We start from the raw sequence: 16096 nt of genomic DNA, 5'->3' as shown, positions 1-16096 counted from the left end.
TTCGGATAGGAGCGAGTGCCATGAACGAGCCCCTCCCCCTCCCAACCCCGGACGCCCAGCAGCCCGAGGACCGGCACACCGCGTCCATCCCGTGGCACGCCTTCGCCGCCGGAGCCGACGTCACCAGCTTGTACGGCCAGCCCTCCCCGGCCCTGATCGCGAGGGCCGGGCGCGGCCGGCGGGATCCGGGCGACGCGTACGCCCGCACCGAACCGGCCCGCGGGGAAGGAACGGCATGAGCAGGCCCCCGTCCTGGCTCCACGAGGGCGCCCGCGTCCTCGATCCCGCCGGGGACCGCGAAGGGATCGTCCAGTTCATCGGCGAGTGGGAGGACCCGCAGACCCGGCGCGTCATCCCCGGCGCGATCTTCCTGCGCCCCGAAGGCGGCGGAGTCGAGTGGGTCGTCGCCGACCACCGGGCGCTCCGTCAGGCCGACGCGCGCTGAACGTCCGGACTCCCCGCCTCACCCGCCCCAGTCCGGCAGCGTCCGCTTCCAGACCCCGTCGTACCGAGGCCGAAGGCGGGGCCCCGTCCCCGCAGGACCGGTCGTCCCGGGCGCGCCGGAGTACCGCCTAGCCTGGGCGGCATGAGCGACAGCAGCAGCGAGTTCCACGAGGTCCTGCACTCCCTGCGGGTGTGGGAGGCGCCGCTTCCCGGCTTCGATCCGGCCGGGGCCCCCGCCGCGCCCACGGCGCTGTTCCGGGAGTGGTTCCTGCACGCCGCCCGGGCGGGGCAGCCCGAGCCGCACACGATGAGCCTGGCGACGGTCGACGCCGAGGGGCGGCCCGACGTGCGCGTGCTGATGCTGCACGACGCCGACGAGCGGGGCTGGCACTTCGCCTCCCACTCCACGAGCGCGAAGGGCCGCCAGCTGGCCGGCCGGGCCGACGCGGCGCTGGTCTTCTACTGGCCGTCGGTGGGCCGGCAGGTACGGATCCGGGGCCGGGTCGTGACCTGCGGGCCCGAGGAGAGCCGGGCGGACCTGGCGGTGCGTTCGCGCGGGGCGCTGGCGGCCGCGCTGACCGGTCGGCAGAGCGAGGTGCTGGGCTCCGCCGAGGAGCTGGCGCGGGCCTCGGCGGCGGCGTGGGAGCGGGCCGCGGCGGAGCCGGACGCGCCGGCGCCGACCTGGACGCGGTACGTACTGGAGCCCGCGGAGGCGGAGTTCTTCCAGGGTGACGCCGCCCGCCGGCACGTCCGCCTGCGCTACCGCCGCTCGGCCGGGGACTCCTGGCTGCGGGAGCTGCTCTGGCCCTGAGCGGCGGGCCCGTCCGGCCGGAACACCGCCACCCGCACCCCCTCCGCGACCTCCCGGAAGGCGACCCGCAGGGGCATGCCGACGCGCAGGTCCTCGTACGGGCAGTCGACGACCTCGGTCATCATCCGGGGGCCCTCCTCGAGGTCGACGACGGCCGCCGCGTAGGGGACGCGCGTACCGAAGGGCGGCAGGTCGTTGCGGTGGACGACGGACCAGGTGTAGAGGGTGGCGCGGCCGCTCGCCGGCTCCCAGGCGACGCGGTCCTCGCCGGCCCAGCACAGGGGGCAGAACTCGCGCGGGTAGTGGTGGGCGCGCCCGCAGTCGGCGCAGCGGCGCAGCAGGAGGCGGCCTTCGGCGGCGGCGTCCCAGTAGGGGCGGGTGAACTCGTCCGGCTCGGGGAGGTCGTACCGTACGGCGCTCACAGCAGGATTCCGATCGTCGCGTCGAGGGACCAGGTCTGCCAGGACATCGCGAGGAGCGCGACGAGCGAGATGAGCGCCATCATCGCGTTCTGCCCCTGTTCGGCCCAGTCGTGGATCATCAGGACCAGGTAGAGCAGGTTCAGGAGCAGCCCGCCGACGAGGGCGACGGGGGTGAGGAAGCCGAGCACCAGGCCCAGCCCGAGGGCGAGTTCGGCGTAGACGACGGTGTACGCCACCAGCCTGGGCCGGGGCCGGACGACCTTGTCGAAGCCGGTCCTGACGAAGGTCCAGCGGTGCTTCCCGGCGACGTCGGCGGCCCAGGCGATGCCGGTGCCGCGCTCGAACCAGCCCTTCTTGTCCTTGTGCCGCCAGCTCTCCAGCCACCACAGGCCGAGGCCTATCCGCAGCACGGCGAGCCATTCGGCGCCGGTGAGCCAGATGGTCTGCACGGTTCGCCCCTCCACCCCTCGATCTGACGATACGTCAGTTCAGCGGACCGGAGCGGATCGCGCAAGGCCCCGCGTCAGGGTGCCGAGAACAGCCGCCCGTACCCGGCGATCCCGCCCGTCGGCTCGCCCGCCGCGCGCAGAGCGGCCCACAGCAGCACCTGGTTCGCGGTCAGCACCGGCCGGTCCAGCTGCGCCTCCAGGGCCTCGATCACCCCGACGGCCCGGAAGCCGTTGCCGCCGACGACCACCGCCTCGGCCTCGTCGGGGACCTGCTCCAGCACCCAGCCGTACAGAGCGTCCGGCCGGATCAGCGCCTGCCCGCTGGGCAGCCCGCACGGGGCGGCGTACGGAACCCCGAACCCGGCCTCCTCGTAGTAGCCCCGCCCCAGGTCGCTCAGGGTGGCGTCGAACCAGGGCGGATCGACCAGCGCGAGCCGCGCGACGTCGAGCGCGCGCAGCGCCTCGACGGCGGCGGCGCAGGTGGCGACCACGGGCAGCCCGCCGGCGCGCTCGCGCAGCCGGTCGAGCATGTACGCCTCCCCACGCGCGCCGATCACGTACGCGGAGCTGGTGAAGGCGTAGGCGATCGCCGCCACCGGCGCGGCGGCGAGCAGCTCGGCCGCGTCGTCCACGTGCGGCGGCTCGGCGAAGGCCCGCACCGGGGCGAGCGGCACGGTCGGCCCCATCGCGCCGCCGGGCCCCATCGCGGCGAACGGCACCCGGGCGGTGTGCAGGCCCACGTCCGACGGGACCATGGCGCGCAGCTCGGATTCGGGGCCGACGTCGGCGTGGGGGGTGAGGACACCGAGGCGGACGCGCACGTCCCACCCGTCGGGCTGCCACATCGCGCACGCACTCCTCTCCGGGGCCGGATGCCCCACTTTGTCATCACTCGTACCGTCATGGCGGCGGGCCGCGCCGGGCCCGCCGCCGCCCGTGATCGATCCGCAATCGATTCCCTCCTCGTCCGAGACCCATCAACGCTGGGTGTCGATACGCTCACTGCCCATGTCCGAGCCCGACCTGACCTCCACCGAGCCCCGCCCCGTGTACGTGATCGGCGCGGGCCCCGGCGGCCTCGCCGTCGCCGCCGCCCTGCGCGCCCGCGGGGTGCGCGCGGTGGTCGTCGAGCGGTCCGGCGCGGTCGGCTCCTCCTGGCGCGGCCACTACGAGCGGCTGCGGCTGCACACCACCCGGCGGCTGTCGGCCCTGCCCGGGCTGGCGATCCCGCGCCGCTTCGGACGCTGGGTCGCGCGGGCCGACGTGGTCCGGTACCTGGAGAAGTACGCCGAGTTCCACGAGCTGGAACTGGTGACCGGGGTCGAGGTGACCCGGATCGAGCCCGCCGCCGACGGGGACGGCTGGACCCTGCACGCCTCCGGCGGGCGCCTCCTCGCGGCCCGCGCGGTGGTGGTGGCGACGGGCTACAACCACACCCCGGCACTCCCCGACTGGCCGGGCCGCGACACGTACACCGGACGGCTGCTGCACGCCCGCGACTACCGCGACCCGGCCCCGTACGCCGGGCAGGACGTGCTCGTCGTCGGCGTCGGCAACACCGGTGCCGAGATAGCCGTGGACCTCGCCGAGGGCGGGGCCGCCCGGGTGCGGCTCGCCGTGCGCACCGCCCCGCACATCGTGCGCCGCTCCACCCTGGGCTGGCCGGCGCAGCGCACCGGGATCCTGGTGCGCCGGCTCCCCGTCCGGCTGGTGGACCGGCTGGGGGCGCTCGCGGCCAAGGCCGTCCCCGACCTGTCGGCGTACGGACTCCCGCGCCCGGACACCGGCCTGTACAGCAGGGTCCGGCAGGGGGCGGTGCCGGTGCAGGACGTCGGCCTGATCAAGGCCGTGCGCGCGGGCCGGGTGGAACCGGTGGCGGCCGTGGCCGCCTTCGACGGCGCCGAGGTGGTGCTGGCCGACGGTACGCGGATCACCCCGGACGCGGTGGTGGCGGCGACGGGCTACCGGCGCGGGCTGGAGGGGCTGGTGGGCCACCTGGACGTACTCGACGACCGCGGCCGCCCCGTCTCCCACGGCGCCCGCGCCCCGCGGAACGCCCCGGGCCTCCACTTCACCGGGTACACGAACCCGATCAGCGGCATGTTCCGCGAGCTGTCCCTCGACGCCGTACGCATAGCCAAGGCCCTCGCCCGCCGCTAGGCCGAAATCACCCTGTACCGCACCGGACCCCTCTGCCACCGTTCAAGCACATCACCTCCACCACCTTTCCTGCGCAGCCCTGTTCCTGACGGCGCGTCAGTTCAGTAATCTGACTACGCGTCAGCTAGGGACTCATCGAGCAGGGCGGGCGAAGCGATGCTTGGATCTACTCACGGCACCCTCACCACCGACTTCCGCGCGCGCGTCGAGGCCTGCGGGGAGACCCCCAGGGCGGCCGTCCACTCCACGGCCACCGCCGAGGACACCGCCGCCCTGGACGTCAGCGGACGGCCCCTGCACTCCGACGTGCCCGACCTGGACCGGTTCTTCCGGCCCGAGTCCGTGGCGGTCGTCGGCGCCTCAGACGCCGAGGGCAGGCCCAACACCGGCATCACCCGCCAGCTCATCGCCTGGGCCGAACGCGTCGGTGCCCGCGTCCACCCGGTACACCCCACCCGCACCACCGTCTTCGGCCTGCCCTGCCACCCCTCCGTGGCCGCGCTGCCGGAACAGGTCGATCTCGCGGTGCTCCTCGTCGCGGACCCGGTTTCCGTCATCGAGGAACTCGCCGACACCAAAGTCAAGTTCGCCGTCGCCTTCGCCTCCGGCTTCGCCGAGACGGGTGACGCCGGCGCCGCCGCCCAGGCCCGCCTCGCCGCCGCCGTCCGCCGCTCCGGACTGCGCCTGCTCGGCCCCAACACCAACCTCAACGCCTTCCAGGAGTTCCGCGACGACCTCGACGGCCCCGCCATCGCCCTCATCACCCAGTCCGGCCACCAGGGGCGGCCCGTCTACACCCTCCAGGAGCTGGGCATCCGCCTCTCCCACTGGGCGCCGACCGGCAACGAGGCCGACCTCGAAACCTCCGACTTCATCTCCTACTTCGCCGAGCGGCCCGAGGTCGGAGCCATCGCCTGCTACGTCGAAGGCCTCAAGGACGGCCGTTCCTTCCTCCTGGCCGCCGACCGCGCCGCCCGCAACAAGGTCCCCGTCGTCGCCGTCAAGGTCGGCCGCACCGAGACCGGAGCCCGCACGGCCGCCTCCCACACCGGCAAGCTCACCGGCGCCGACACCGTCGTGGACGCCGCCATGCGGCAGTTCGGGGTCATCCGGGTCGACGGACTGGACGAGCTCCAGGACACCGCCGCCCTCCTGGCCCGCGCCCGGCCGCCACGGGCCGACGGCGTCGTCGTGTACTCCATCTCCGGCGGCACCGGCGCCCACTTCTCCGACCTCGCCACCGAGGCCGGCCTGACCCTGCCGACCCTCTCCGAGGCCAAACAGGCCGAGCTCCACCAGTGGATCCCCTCCTACCTCGACGTCGCCAACCCCGTCGACAACGGCGGCCACCCGGTGGGCGACTGGCGCGGCCGCAAGATCATCGACGCGCTCCTCGCCGACCCCTCGGTCGGCGTCCTCATCTGTCCGATCACCGGCCCCTTCCCCCCGATGAGCGACCGGCTCGCGCAGGACCTCGTCGACGCCGCCGAAGCCACCGACAAGCTGGTCTGCGTCATCTGGGGCTCCCCCGTCGGCACCGAGGAGGCCTACCGCACCACCCTCCTCGGCTCCTCCCGCGTGGCCACCTTCCGCACCTTCGGCAACTGCATCACCGCCGTCCGCGCCTACATCGGACACCACCGCTTCACCGCCTCCTACCGCTCCCCCTTCGCCGACGCCCCCCGCACCCCCTCCCCCTCGCACCGCAAGGCCCAGGCCCTGATGCGCTCCGGCCAGCAGCTCAGCGAGCACGCCGCCAAGCAGCTGCTGCGCGCCTACGGCATCCGCGTCCCGCGCGAGCAGCTGGTGACCAGCGCGGCGGCCGCCGTCCGCGCGGCCGGCCTCGTCGGCTACCCGGTCGTCATGAAGGCCTCCGCCCCCCAGCTGGCCCACAAGACGGAACTCGGCCTGGTCAAGGTCGGCCTCACCTCGGCGAGCCAGATCCGCGACGCGTACCGCGAACTGACGGACATAGCCCGCTACGAGAACGTCCCCCTGGACGGCATCCTGGTCTGCCAGATGATCGAGCGCGGCGTCGAAATGGTCGTCGGCGTCACCCAGGACCCCCTCTTCGGCCCCACCGTCACCGTCGGCCTGGGCGGCGTCCTGGTGGAAGTCCTGGGCGACACGGCGGTCCGCGTACCCCCCTTCGGGGAGGACCAGGCCCGCACGATGCTCCGCGAACTACGCGGGCACGCCCTGCTGGAAGGCGTACGGGGGGCACCGCCGGCGGACGTGGACGCGCTGGTGGAGGTCGTCCTGCGGGTGCAGCGGATGGCGCTGGAACTGGGCGACGAACTCTCCGAGCTGGACATCAACCCCCTCATGGTCCTGCCCCGCGGCCAGGGCGCGGTGGCGCTGGACGCACTGGCCGTGTGCCTCTGACGCCGCCGCGCGGGGCCGTCCCCGCCCACCCTTCGCCCGTTCCCCGGAGCTCAGCCCCGGCCCCCTTCCTGGGGGCCAGCCCCCAGACCCCCACGCCTCAAGCGCCGGCGGGGCTGGAGGTGGCGGCCAAGCTGGATCCGCACACCTGCGCGGCCAAAGACACGGGCGGGCGGCCGGACAACGGACGCAAGGGGGTGGGGACGGGGTGGGGTGTCGTCCGGGGCCAAAACGAGATGAATTCGGCGCGCGGTACCTCGCACAACCGGATCCGGAACAGGCGCCGAACATCGAAGCCCGCCCCGGACGACACCCCCCCCCCGCCCCCCCCCCCCCCCCCCCCCCCCCCCCCCCCCCCCCCCCCCCCCGCCCGGCCCCCCCCCCCCCCCGGCCCCGCCCCCGACCCACCCGAAACCACCCCACCGCACCCCGCCAGGCCGGGCAACCACCCGGCAGGGCAACACCCCACCCCCGAACCGCCCGACAAGCCGCCCGCCCCGCAGGGCAGCACCCGCCCCGGCACCGCCCCACAGGGCAACCGCCCGACGGGGCACCCCGCCACCCCCGAACCGCCCGGCCAGGGCACGGGCAACGGCCACCCCGACAGGAGCCCCCGCACCCCATGGACGAGATCCTGCACCGCGTCGAGGCCAGCGTCAGCTGGATCACCCTCAACCGCCCCGACGCCATGAACGCCCTCACCCCGGACCAGCGCGACCGCGTCATCTCCCTGCTCGGCACCGCCTCCGCCGACCCCGGCATCCGCGCTGTCGTCCTCACCGCCACCGGCAAGGGCTTCTGCGCCGGCGCCGACCTGCGCGGCGGGGCGCCGGTCACCGGCGACCGCGTCGCCGGTGACGTCGCCCGTATGATCCGCCTCGGCGCCCAACGCCTGATCACCGCGGTCCTCGACTGCGAGAAGCCCGTCATCGCCGCGGTCAACGGCACCGCCGCCGGCATCGGCGCCCACCTCGCCCTCGCCTGCGACCTCGTCATCGCCGCCGAAACGGCCCGCTTCATCGAGGTGTTCGTCCGCCGCGGCCTCGTCCCCGACGGTGGCGGCGCCTACCTCCTGCCCCGCCTCCTCGGCCCCCAGAAGGCCAAGGAGCTGCTGTTCTTCGGTGACGCCGTCCCCGCCGAGGAGGCCGCCCGCCTCGGGCTGGTCAACCGGGTGGTCCCGGCCGACGGGCTGGAGGCCGCCGCCCGCGACTGGGCGGAGCGCCTCGCGCAGGGCCCGACCCGTGCCCTCGCGCTCACGAAGCAGCTGGTCAACGCCTCCCTCGACGGCGACCGCGCCACCGCCCTCGCCGCCGAGGCCACCGCCCAGGAGCTCAACATGACCACCGCCGACGCGAACGAGGGCGTGGCGAGCTTCGTGGAGCGCCGCACCCCGAAGTACCTGGGCCGCTGACGGCCCGCCCGGCGGGGCGCGGACCCCGCCGGCTGGTCCCCTCCCCCGACCCCGACCCCGACCCCGGCCCCGCCGCCCCGCTACCTCCGCGGCTCCGGCTTCAGCAGCGCGAACACCGCCCCGGCCGGGTCGGAGGCCCAGGCGATCCGGCCGACCTCGGGCACGTCCTCCGCCGGCATCAGCACCGCGCCGCCGTGCTCCTCGGCCGCCGCGACGGTGGCGTCCACGTCCGCCACCTGGAAGTACGGCACCCACCGCGGCACCATCGTCGACGCGCCGCCCGCGCCCTCGCCCTGCGGCGCGACCCCGCCGAAGGACCCCTCCTCCTGGTCCCCGTCGCCGACGCTCAGCACCCGGTACGTCATCCCCGGCGCCTCCATCTCGGCGGACCGCCAGCCGAACACCGCGGTGTAGAACCGGATCGCGGCGACCGGGTCGGGTACGTGGAGCTCCACCCACACCAGCGTGTTCTCCTCGGAGGCGATCTCCAGCCCGCCGGTCTTCCCGGGCTGCCAGGCGGCGAACTGCGCGCCCTGCGGGTCGGTGAACTGGGCCAGCCAGCCCTCGCCCATGACGTCCATGGGCTCCGTCCGCACCTGCCCGCCCCCGGCCCGCACCGCTTCGGCCGTGGCCCGCATGTCGGGGCTCTGGAAGTGCACCATCCACGCCGACCGCGCGCCCTCCTCGGTGAGCGGACCGAGTGCGGCCACGGTCTTCCCGCCGCGCCGGAAGAAGCCGTACCCGCCCGCCTCGGGTCCGGCGGAGACGAACTCCCAGCCGAAGACCGCCCGGTAGAACGCGGCGGCCGCGCCGGTGTCGGGGCTGCCGAGGTCGAGCCAGTTGGGTGAGCCGGTACGGAACGCGGTGCCGAGCATGGGGTCCTCCAGCGGGTGGGGCGACACGGTCGCTGGCCACCTTGCCCACGCCTCGCGCACGCGACGGCGTACGGCCGCCCGAGGCCGGGCGGATTCACCCGTTCGGGGGTCGCGGGCGGCGGTCCTCAGCCCCCGACGGCGAGCCCGACGCCGAACAGCAGCAGCACCAGCAGGCCGGCCACCGTGACACCGACGCCCCGCGCGAGCATCGTCAGCGGCCCCGCGTCCCGCGCGCGGGTGTACAGCGCCCCGGTCACCGGCAGCACCGCGAGCCCGGCCACCCACGCCCAGGCCGGCCCGAAGGGCAGCCCGCGCCGCCATCCCTCGGCCGCGTACAGCGCGGCGAGGGCCGCTCCCAGCAGGACGGCCAGGGCGGCGGCGGGCAGGCCGGTGCGGCGGCCCAGCGCCCGGGCCGCGGCGGTGACGGGCAGCGCGAACAGAACGGTGTGCACTCGTGCGCCATCGCGCCCCGCCCCTCCGACTTGAACACGTTCAACTCGTCGGCACCCCACACCCGCGCCCCACACCCGCCCGACCCCCTCCCCGACCCCGGCCGGACCCCCCACCCCCTAGCAATCTGACACTCCGTCAGCTTCAATCGTCGTGTGATGGGACACGCAGGGATGGCGGCCACCGTCGTCCGATACCTCAGATCAGCCGGCTCCCCCACTTCCGGCGGGCGGCCCGGCGCTCCCCCGGACTTCGTCCCGGGGCACCCCCCGTCCCGCCCCGGCCTGCGGGCCGTCGGCGCGGACGAGCGCGCGCCCGTCAGTCCCGCCGAGTTCCGGGCCGTACTGGGCAACTTCGCGAGCGGCGTCACGGTCATCACCGCCCCGCCGGCCGACGGCGGGGAAGGCCCGGCCGGCTTCGCCTGCCAGTCCTTCGCCTCGCTCTCCCTGGACCCGCCGCTGGTCACCTTCATGGTGGCCCGCACGTCGGCCACCTGGCCGCGCATCGCCCGCGCCGGGGTGTTCTGCGTCAACATCCTCGGAGCCGAGCAGGGCGGGCTGTGCCGGGCCTTCGCGGTCAGCGGCGCCGACAAGTTCGCCGGCGTCTCCCACCGGCCCGCCCCCGCGACCGGATCCCCGCGGCTGGACGACGTACCGGCCTGGATCGACTGCCGGATCCACGCCGTCCACACCGGCGGCGACCACCTCATCGTCGTGGGCCGGGTCGAAGCCATGGGCGCCGCCGACGAGGGCGACCCGCTGCTCTTCCACAAGGGCCGCTTCGCCCGCCTGGCCGACTGACCGCCGCCCCCGGCCCCGGGCCCTCCCCGCGCTCCCCGCGCCCGCGCCGGCGCTGACCTGAGGGCCCGGCGCGCGCGGGAGACTCCGTACGCGCGCCGGGCCATCCGGATCAGAACGTGAGCACCCCGCGCGCGACCCGCCCGTGGTGGGCGTCGTCCGCGGCCTTCGCGAAGTCCTCCACCGGGTAGACCTCCGTCACCAGTTCGTCCAGCAGCAGCTTCCCCTGCCGGTAGAGCTCCGCGTAGAGCGCGATGTCGCGCTGGGGGCGCGAGGACCCGTACCGGCAGCCCATGATCGTCTTGTCCAGGTACATGGAGGACACCAGGAAGGACGCCTCCTCCTTGAAGCCGGGCACCCCGAGCAGCACCGCCTGCCCGTGCCGGTCGAGGAGATCGACGGCCTGCCGGATCAGCTTGACGCTGCCGACGCACTCGAAGGCGTGGTCCGCGCCCGTCGGGAGGACCTCCCGGACCGCCGCCGAGGTGTCGGCCACGGCCGAGGCATCGACGAAGTGGGTGGCGCCGAACTGCCGGGCCACCGCCTCCTTCGCCGGGTTCGCGTCCACCGCGACGATGACCGCCGCGCCCGCGATCCGGGCGCCCTGGATGACGTTGAGCCCGATCCCGCCGGTCCCGATGACCACGACCGTCTCACCGAGGCCGACCTTCGCCCGGTTGAGGACCGCGCCCACGCCGGTGAGCACCCCGCAGCCGATCAGCGCGGCCGAGGTCAGCGGGACGTCCTCCGGAATCTTGACCGCCTGCACGGCCTTGACCAGGGTCCGCTCCGCGAACGCCGAGTTGGAGGCGAACTGGAACAGCGGTTTTCCGTCCCGCGAGAAGGGCTGGTCCGGCATCCCGATCGCCTTGCGGCACATCGTGGGACGGCCCCGGTCGCAGTCCGCGCAGGTCCCGCAGTTGGCGAGGGTGGACAGCGCCACGTGGTCACCGGGCGCCACGTGCGTCACCCCCGCCCCCACGGCCTCGACCACGCCCGCGCCCTCGTGCCCGAGCACGACCGGCGGCGGGAAGGGGATCGTCCCGTCGATCACCGACAGGTCGCTGTGGCACAGCCCGGCCGCCGCTACCGCGACCAGCACCTCCCCCGGTCCCGGATCCCGGATCTCCAGGTCCCCGACCACCTGGGCCTGCTTGCCGTCGAACACGACGCCTCTCACCTGGGCTCCTTAGGCAGGCCGAGCACCCGCTCGGCGATGATGTTCCGCTGGATCTCGTCCGAGCCGCCGTAGATCGTGTCGGCCCGGGTGAACAGGAAGAGGCGCTGTTCCTCGTCGAGCCCGCGTTCGTACGGGTCCCCCCGCGCCCAGAGCCCCGGCCCGGCCGTCGCGACCGCACCCCGCACCTGGACGGCCAGTTCCCCGAGCCGCCGGTGCCACCCGCCCCACAGCAGCTTCGCCACGCTGGGCGCGCCCGCGTCGCCCGCGGCCCCCGCGGCCCCCGCACCCCCCAGCGTCCGCAGGGCGTTCCAGCGCATGGTGCGCAGCTCCGCCCACTGCCGTACGAGGCGTTCGCGCAGGACCGGGTCCGGCGCGCCCGAAGCCGCGTACGCCTTGACCACGCGCTCCAGTTCGGCGGCGAAGCCGATCTGCTGGACGAGGGTGGAGACGCCGCGTTCCAGGGCGAGCAGGCCCATGGCGACGGCCCAGCCGTTGCCCTCGCCGCCGACGGCCTCCCGCGCCACGGCCCCGTCGAAGAAGACCTCGTTGAACTCCGCCGTCCCGGACATCTGCCGGATCGGCCGGACCTCCACCCTGCCCGGCTGGTCCATGGGGACGAGGAGGAAGGACAGCCCCCGGTGGCGGCGGGAGCCGGCCTCGGTGCGGGCCAGGACGAAGCACCAGTCGGCCTCCCGGGCCAGGGAGGTCCAGATCTTCTGCCCGGTGACGCGCAGCAGCCCGTCCGCGGTGTCGCGTACGGCGGCCGTGCGCACCGCGGCGAGGTCGGATCCGGCACCGGGCTCGCTGTAGCCCTGGCACCACAGCTCCTCGCCGCGGGCGATCGGGGGCAGGTAGCGGTCCTTCTGCTCGCGGCTGCCGTAGGCGATCAGGGTGGGGGCGAGGAGGTTCTCGCCGATGTGGCCGACCCGGGCGGGGGCGCGCAGGGCCGCGTACTCCTCGGCCCACACCACCTGTCCGGTGAGGGAGAGCCGCCGGTTGCCGTAGCCCTCCTCCTGCCAGCCCTGGCCGATCCAGCCGCCGCGGCCCAGCTCGCGCTCCCAGTCGCGGCGGATCCCGGTGCCTTCGTGTTCGCTGCCCGGTCCGCCGAGGCCGGCGGCCCGCGCGTACGGGCCCACGAGGTGCCCGGTGAGCCATGCGCGGGCGCGGGCGCGCAGCTCTTCGTCCTCGGGCCCGAAGCTGAAGTCCACGGCGCTCCCCCTCAGGCGTTGGGCCGGTCCTTGGCGGCGGCGGCCTTGGCCATGGCTTCGAGCTGGGCGAGCATCGGCATCGGGTCGGTGCCGACGGTTCCGGGGAGGAAGTCGGCGATCTTCTCGGGGGTCCAGGCGCCTTCGGCGTAGCCGGCGCGGAGCTCGCGCGGCTGGGCCCAGACGGCGATCTTGGGGCCCGCGATCGTGTAGACCTGCCCGGTGATGTCCTCGGCCTTCGCGCGGTCGCTGAGGAGGTAGGTGACGAGCGCGGCGACGTCCTCGGGCTCGCCGATCTCCTTGAGTTCCATCGGCACGTTGGCGGACATCCGGGTCCGGGCGACGGGCGCGACGGCGTTGGCGGTGACCCCGTACTTGTTCAGCCCGAGGGCGGCGCTGCGGACGAGGGAGATGATCCCGCCCTTGGCGGCGCTGTAGTTGGCCTGGGCGACGGATCCGGCGTGGTTGCCGCTGGTGAAGCCGATGAGCGTGCCGGAGCCCTGCCGGCGCATGACGGCGGAGGCGGCGCGGAAGACGGTGAAGGTGCCCTTGAGGTGGGTGGCGACGACGGGGTCCCACTCCTCCTCGGACATGTTGAACAGCATCCGCTCGCGCAGGATCCCGGCGACGCAGACGACGCCGTCGAGGCGCCCGTACTCGGCGAGGGCGGTGTCCACGACGCGCTGACCGCCGGCCATGGTGGAGATGTCGTCGGCGACGGCGACGGCCTTGCCGCCGGCGGCGTGGATCTCCTTGACCACGTCCTGCGCGACCTCGCTGGTCGGTTCGCCGCCCCCGATCCCGACGCCGTGGTCGTTGACGACGACCTTGGCGCCCTCGGCGGCGGCGGCGAGCGCCACCGCCCGGCCGATGCCCCGGCCCGCGCCGGTGACGGCGACCGCCTTGCCTGCCAAGAAATTCCCCACGGCCGACCCCTTCCCGGGTTTTCTGACGGACCGTTAGATTCTATGACCAGTCGGATCCCTTCACACAAGCCCCGGGCCCTAGGAGCTGATGGCCGGTGACCCTCCCCCCCGAGTTCCACGACATCGCCGAGCGCGTCAACAACTGGGGCCGCTGGGGAGCCGACGACGAGATCGGCACCCTCAACCTGATCACCGACGAGGTGGTGCGCGCCGCCGCCACGGAGATCCGTACGGGCCGCCGGATCCCCCTCGCGCTCCCCTTGAAGGAGGACGGCGTCCAGGCGGGCCTCATCCCGGGCCGGGTCAACCCCCTCCACACCATGGTCCAGATCAACCAGGAGCTCTTCGGCCCGGGCACGGTGGCGTGCAGCGACGATGCCGTGACGATGGGCCTCCAGTCGGCCACCCACTGGGACGCCCTGACCCACGTCTCCCACTCGGGCCGCATCTACAACGGCCGCCCGGCGTCGACGATCACCGCGCACGGGCGCTCGGAGTTCAGCGGCATCGACAAGGCCCGGCACATCGTCTCGCGCGGGGTCCTGCTGGACGTGGCCCGCGCCAAGGGCCTGGACCGCCTCCCGGGCGACCACGCGGTCACCCCGGACGACCTCGCGGAGGCGGAGGAGTTCGGCGGCGTCACGGTCCGCGCGGGCGACGTCGTCCTCGTCCGCACCGGCCAGGTCCAGGTCTACCTGGCGGGCGACAAGCACGGCTACGGATTCCCCTCCCCCGGCCTCTCCGTCCGCACCCCGCGGTGGTTCCACGCGCGGGACGTGGCGGCCGTCGCGAACGACACCCTCACCTTCGAGATCTTCCCGCCGGAGATCGAGAACCTCTGGCTGCCGGTGCACGCGCTGGACCTGGTCGAGATGGGCATGCACCAGGGCCAGAACTGGAACCTGGAGGAACTGTCCACAGCCTGTGCGGAAGCGGGCCGCTACCGCTTCTTCCTCTCCGCCATGCCGGAACCTTTCGTCGGCGGCACCGGCACCCCGGTGGCCCCGGTGGCGGTCCTGTGACCCGCCCCATCACGCCACGGCCGCCGGGCCGGACCGGGAACCCGGGCCGGCCAGCGGAAACGGTGCATTGACCACACACTTGATCGGATACTCCTGTGCCGTCCGAGGCTGGTACACACGGCAGTTATCCACACAAGAGCCGCAACCCGGCCGAATCCCCCCTTCATGCACCCGACCCGACTTCGGAACGATGAGTCCCGCGACTCCCAGACCGCCGCCACGAGCGGCGTCCACCTGGCTGCCGAAGACGAAAAGGGGAACACCCATGTCACCGCGCAAGATCCTGGCGATGATGACCGCGACCGCGGCCCTGATAGCGGGCCCGGTACTGACAGCCGAAGCCTCCACCTCGACCGCCTTCTCCCAGCAGACCCGCGCGGCGGGGCTGACCGCCCCGCAGGCGGCCGAGCTCCAGCAGCGGGTCGACGCCGTCCTCGCGTCGGACCCTCAGGCCCGCCAGATCTCCGCGAACAAACTGACCGTCGCCGGCGGCGAGCTCGTCGTCAGGGCTCCGGGCCAGACCGAGACCCGCGACCTGGCGACCCCGGACACGGCGCTGGCCTGCGACAACGGCCACCTGTGCATCGTGGACGGCCGCGGCTACACCTACGACTACTACCGCTGCGGCTACTACGGCTTCAGCGGCATCGGCGACGGCACGTTCAACAACAACCAGACCTCCGGAACCCGGGCCCGCTTCTACAACTCCGACGGCAGCGAGCGCTGGTCGCACGTGGCCAAGGGCACGGGCACGGCGTCCTGGACCCCGGTCTACCACATCCGCCCCTGCTGACCCGACCCCTCGACGGGCCGCCCGCGCCCCGCCCCGCCAGGCGGCGGGGCGGGCGGCCTCCGCGTACCCGGCCCCCTCAGGCGCCACCTCGAAGCTGAACCAGACGACCTTGACGCAGTCCCCCTGCGCTCTGCGCAAGTACCGCGCGCCGTTCGAGATCGCGGAGAAGGCGCCCTCGACCCGGAAGGGTCCCGGCAGATCATCCACCACATCGCACGAGAACTGTGAGAGACAGCGGCATGAGCGCACCCACCACGTGGCAGAAGTCCTCCTTCTCCGGAGGCAACGGCGAGAACTGCATCGAGGTCGGCCGGCAAGCCGGCCAGATCGTGATGCGCGAGAGCGACGAGCCGGGCCACGTCATCACCACCAGCCGGGCCAAGCTGGCCGCCTTCATCCAGGGCATCAAGGCGGGCGAGTTCGACCACTTCGTGAGCTGACCCCTCGCCCGGAAGGTCCATGCCCCCGCCGGCCCGGCGGGGGCATTCACATGGCACGGCCGGACAACCACGCACCGGGGCAGACGTGGTTCCGAAGGCGGTTCAGGACTGAGAGGCCCTCGCCGCCGGGGCAGCCGCGGCACTGCCACCACAACGCCGCTTGGAACCAGACGAAGTTGTGTCCACGTCATTTGACGGGTAGACAAGGATGCTCGCGAACGCAGCTCGACTTCGGGGGGCGGGTCAGAAGTGACCGACCACGTACCGATCAATCCGTGCACGATTCCGCAGTTCACGGGTGATCTGGACGCGCTGGAGCAGGACCGTAC

Annotated in this window: 18 protein-coding genes; 10 read left to right on the top strand and 8 right to left on the bottom strand. The window is 74.0% G+C overall.

All coding sequences use genetic code 11. The features are described from left to right. Positions 1 to 20: 20 nt before the first annotated feature. The 3 genes from ACFY7H_RS27280 to ACFY7H_RS27270 all read left to right on the top strand — a co-directional run bounded on the left by ACFY7H_RS27280 (position 21) and on the right by ACFY7H_RS27270 (position 1255). Complete coding sequence (locus tag ACFY7H_RS27280) at positions 21 to 239, top strand: hypothetical protein (protein ID WP_388942987.1); 219 nt, start codon at positions 21 to 23, stop codon at positions 237 to 239. Next, positions 236 to 445 (top strand): hypothetical protein, encoded by a 210-nt coding sequence (locus ACFY7H_RS27275; RefSeq protein WP_388942984.1) that lies wholly within the window; start codon positions 236 to 238, stop codon positions 443 to 445. Before ACFY7H_RS27280 ends, ACFY7H_RS27275 begins: the two co-directional genes overlap by 4 nt. Before the next feature lie 141 nt (positions 446 to 586). After that, positions 587 to 1255, top strand: a complete 669-nt coding sequence (locus ACFY7H_RS27270) for a pyridoxal 5'-phosphate synthase (RefSeq protein WP_388942981.1) — start codon at positions 587 to 589, stop codon at positions 1253 to 1255. Here the strand turns inward: ACFY7H_RS27270 and ACFY7H_RS27265 are convergent. The 3 genes from ACFY7H_RS27265 to ACFY7H_RS27255 all read right to left on the bottom strand — a co-directional run bounded on the left by ACFY7H_RS27265 (position 1204) and on the right by ACFY7H_RS27255 (position 2971). Next, complete coding sequence (locus ACFY7H_RS27265; protein ID WP_388942978.1) at positions 1204 to 1677, bottom strand: Zn-ribbon domain-containing OB-fold protein; 474 nt, start codon at positions 1675 to 1677, stop codon at positions 1204 to 1206. The two genes, ACFY7H_RS27270 and ACFY7H_RS27265, sit on opposite strands and share 52 nt — an antisense overlap. Then, positions 1674 to 2126 carry a DoxX family protein gene (locus tag ACFY7H_RS27260; RefSeq protein WP_388942975.1) on the bottom strand — a complete coding sequence of 151 codons (453 nt, stop codon included), beginning with the start codon at positions 2124 to 2126 and terminating at the stop codon, positions 1674 to 1676. The genes ACFY7H_RS27265 and ACFY7H_RS27260 overlap by 4 nt, the downstream gene beginning before the upstream one ends. 74 nt (positions 2127 to 2200) lie before the next feature. Beyond that, on the bottom strand, positions 2201 to 2971 hold the full coding sequence (locus ACFY7H_RS27255) for a maleate cis-trans isomerase (protein WP_388942973.1): 771 nt from the start codon (positions 2969 to 2971) through the stop codon (positions 2201 to 2203). 163 nt (positions 2972 to 3134) lie between these two features. Here ACFY7H_RS27255 and ACFY7H_RS27250 point away from each other — a divergent pair, with 163 nt between their 5' ends. The 3 genes from ACFY7H_RS27250 to ACFY7H_RS27240 all read left to right on the top strand — a co-directional run bounded on the left by ACFY7H_RS27250 (position 3135) and on the right by ACFY7H_RS27240 (position 8079). Further along, the gene (locus tag ACFY7H_RS27250) at positions 3135 to 4286 is read left to right on the top strand and encodes a flavin-containing monooxygenase (protein ID WP_388942970.1); all 1152 of its coding nucleotides are present in this window, start codon (positions 3135 to 3137) and stop codon (positions 4284 to 4286) included. 156 nt (positions 4287 to 4442) lie between these two features. After that, positions 4443 to 6671: an acetate--CoA ligase family protein gene (locus tag ACFY7H_RS27245; RefSeq protein WP_388942967.1), complete on the top strand. Its 2229-nt coding sequence runs from the start codon at positions 4443 to 4445 to the stop codon at positions 6669 to 6671. Positions 6672 to 7290: 619 nt separating this feature from the next. Beyond that, positions 7291 to 8079, top strand: a complete 789-nt coding sequence (locus tag ACFY7H_RS27240) for an enoyl-CoA hydratase/isomerase family protein (RefSeq protein WP_388942964.1) — start codon at positions 7291 to 7293, stop codon at positions 8077 to 8079. Between the two features lie 80 nt (positions 8080 to 8159). Here ACFY7H_RS27240 and ACFY7H_RS27235 read toward each other — a convergent pair whose 3' ends face one another. Both ACFY7H_RS27235 and ACFY7H_RS27230 read right to left on the bottom strand, forming a co-directional pair. Then, the gene (locus ACFY7H_RS27235) at positions 8160 to 8954 is read right to left on the bottom strand and encodes a VOC family protein (RefSeq protein WP_388943301.1); all 795 of its coding nucleotides are present in this window, start codon (positions 8952 to 8954) and stop codon (positions 8160 to 8162) included. A gap of 125 nt (positions 8955 to 9079) precedes the next feature. After that, entirely contained in the window at positions 9080 to 9406 is a 327-nt protein-coding gene (locus ACFY7H_RS27230) for a hypothetical protein (protein ID WP_388942961.1), read from the bottom strand. Positions 9407 to 9577: 171 nt separating this feature from the next. On the opposite strand from ACFY7H_RS27230, the gene ACFY7H_RS27225 reads away from it, so the two are divergent. Next, complete coding sequence (locus ACFY7H_RS27225) at positions 9578 to 10204, top strand: flavin reductase family protein (protein ID WP_388943298.1); 627 nt, start codon at positions 9578 to 9580, stop codon at positions 10202 to 10204. 109 nt (positions 10205 to 10313) lie between these two features. Here the strand turns inward: ACFY7H_RS27225 and ACFY7H_RS27220 are convergent, their stop codons facing one another. Genes ACFY7H_RS27220 through ACFY7H_RS27210 form a run of 3 tightly spaced genes read right to left on the bottom strand, consistent with a single transcriptional unit; the run spans position 10314 to position 13512 of the window. Beyond that, positions 10314 to 11381 carry a Zn-dependent alcohol dehydrogenase gene (locus ACFY7H_RS27220; protein ID WP_388942959.1) on the bottom strand — a complete coding sequence of 356 codons (1068 nt, stop codon included), beginning with the start codon at positions 11379 to 11381 and terminating at the stop codon, positions 10314 to 10316. After that, a complete protein-coding gene (locus ACFY7H_RS27215; RefSeq protein ID WP_388942956.1) occupies positions 11378 to 12589 on the bottom strand; it encodes an acyl-CoA dehydrogenase family protein in 1212 nt (403 codons plus the stop codon). Before ACFY7H_RS27215 ends, ACFY7H_RS27220 begins: the two co-directional genes overlap by 4 nt. A gap of 11 nt (positions 12590 to 12600) precedes the next feature. Next, a complete protein-coding gene (locus tag ACFY7H_RS27210) occupies positions 12601 to 13512 on the bottom strand; it encodes an SDR family oxidoreductase (RefSeq protein ID WP_388942954.1) in 912 nt (303 codons plus the stop codon). A 95-nt stretch (positions 13513 to 13607) separates the two neighbouring features. Between ACFY7H_RS27210 and ACFY7H_RS27205 the strand changes: the two genes are divergently transcribed. From ACFY7H_RS27205 to ACFY7H_RS27195, 3 genes are all read left to right on the top strand, one after another. Further along, a complete protein-coding gene (locus tag ACFY7H_RS27205; RefSeq protein WP_388942951.1) occupies positions 13608 to 14534 on the top strand; it encodes a cyclase family protein in 927 nt (308 codons plus the stop codon). Positions 14535 to 14799: 265 nt separating this feature from the next. After that, a complete protein-coding gene (locus ACFY7H_RS27200) occupies positions 14800 to 15327 on the top strand; it encodes a hypothetical protein (protein WP_388942949.1) in 528 nt (175 codons plus the stop codon). 239 nt (positions 15328 to 15566) lie between these two features. Beyond that, positions 15567 to 15767, top strand: a complete 201-nt coding sequence (locus ACFY7H_RS27195) for a DUF397 domain-containing protein (RefSeq protein ID WP_388942947.1) — start codon at positions 15567 to 15569, stop codon at positions 15765 to 15767. Positions 15768 to 16096: the final 329 nt, after the last annotated feature.

This window comes from Streptomyces sp. NPDC012794 (assembly GCF_042901085.1).
Classification (GTDB): domain Bacteria; phylum Actinomycetota; class Actinomycetes; order Streptomycetales; family Streptomycetaceae; genus Streptomyces.
The sequence above is the reverse complement of the archived record's forward strand: the minus strand, read 5'-3'. Positions and strand labels throughout refer to the sequence as shown.

What these genes read in the sequence shown, in the direction of transcription:
- ACFY7H_RS27200 (WP_388942949.1), top strand. Translation starts at nt 14,800, where the DNA reads ATGTCACCGCGCAAGATCCTGGCGATGATGACCGCGACCGCGGCCCTG.
- ACFY7H_RS27235 (WP_388943301.1), bottom strand. Translation starts at nt 8,954, where the DNA reads ATGCTCGGCACCGCGTTCCGTACCGGCTCACCCAACTGGCTCGACCTC.
- ACFY7H_RS27245 (WP_388942967.1), top strand. Translation starts at nt 4,443, where the DNA reads ATGCTTGGATCTACTCACGGCACCCTCACCACCGACTTCCGCGCGCGC.
- ACFY7H_RS27250 (WP_388942970.1), top strand. Translation starts at nt 3,135, where the DNA reads ATGTCCGAGCCCGACCTGACCTCCACCGAGCCCCGCCCCGTGTACGTG.
- ACFY7H_RS27195 (WP_388942947.1), top strand. Translation starts at nt 15,567, where the DNA reads ATGAGCGCACCCACCACGTGGCAGAAGTCCTCCTTCTCCGGAGGCAAC.
- ACFY7H_RS27240 (WP_388942964.1), top strand. Translation starts at nt 7,291, where the DNA reads ATGGACGAGATCCTGCACCGCGTCGAGGCCAGCGTCAGCTGGATCACC.
- ACFY7H_RS27275 (WP_388942984.1), top strand. Translation starts at nt 236, where the DNA reads ATGAGCAGGCCCCCGTCCTGGCTCCACGAGGGCGCCCGCGTCCTCGAT.
- ACFY7H_RS27280 (WP_388942987.1), top strand. Translation starts at nt 21, where the DNA reads ATGAACGAGCCCCTCCCCCTCCCAACCCCGGACGCCCAGCAGCCCGAG.
- ACFY7H_RS27255 (WP_388942973.1), bottom strand. Translation starts at nt 2,971, where the DNA reads ATGTGGCAGCCCGACGGGTGGGACGTGCGCGTCCGCCTCGGTGTCCTC.
- ACFY7H_RS27225 (WP_388943298.1), top strand. Translation starts at nt 9,578, where the DNA reads ATGGCGGCCACCGTCGTCCGATACCTCAGATCAGCCGGCTCCCCCACT.
- ACFY7H_RS27270 (WP_388942981.1), top strand. Translation starts at nt 587, where the DNA reads ATGAGCGACAGCAGCAGCGAGTTCCACGAGGTCCTGCACTCCCTGCGG.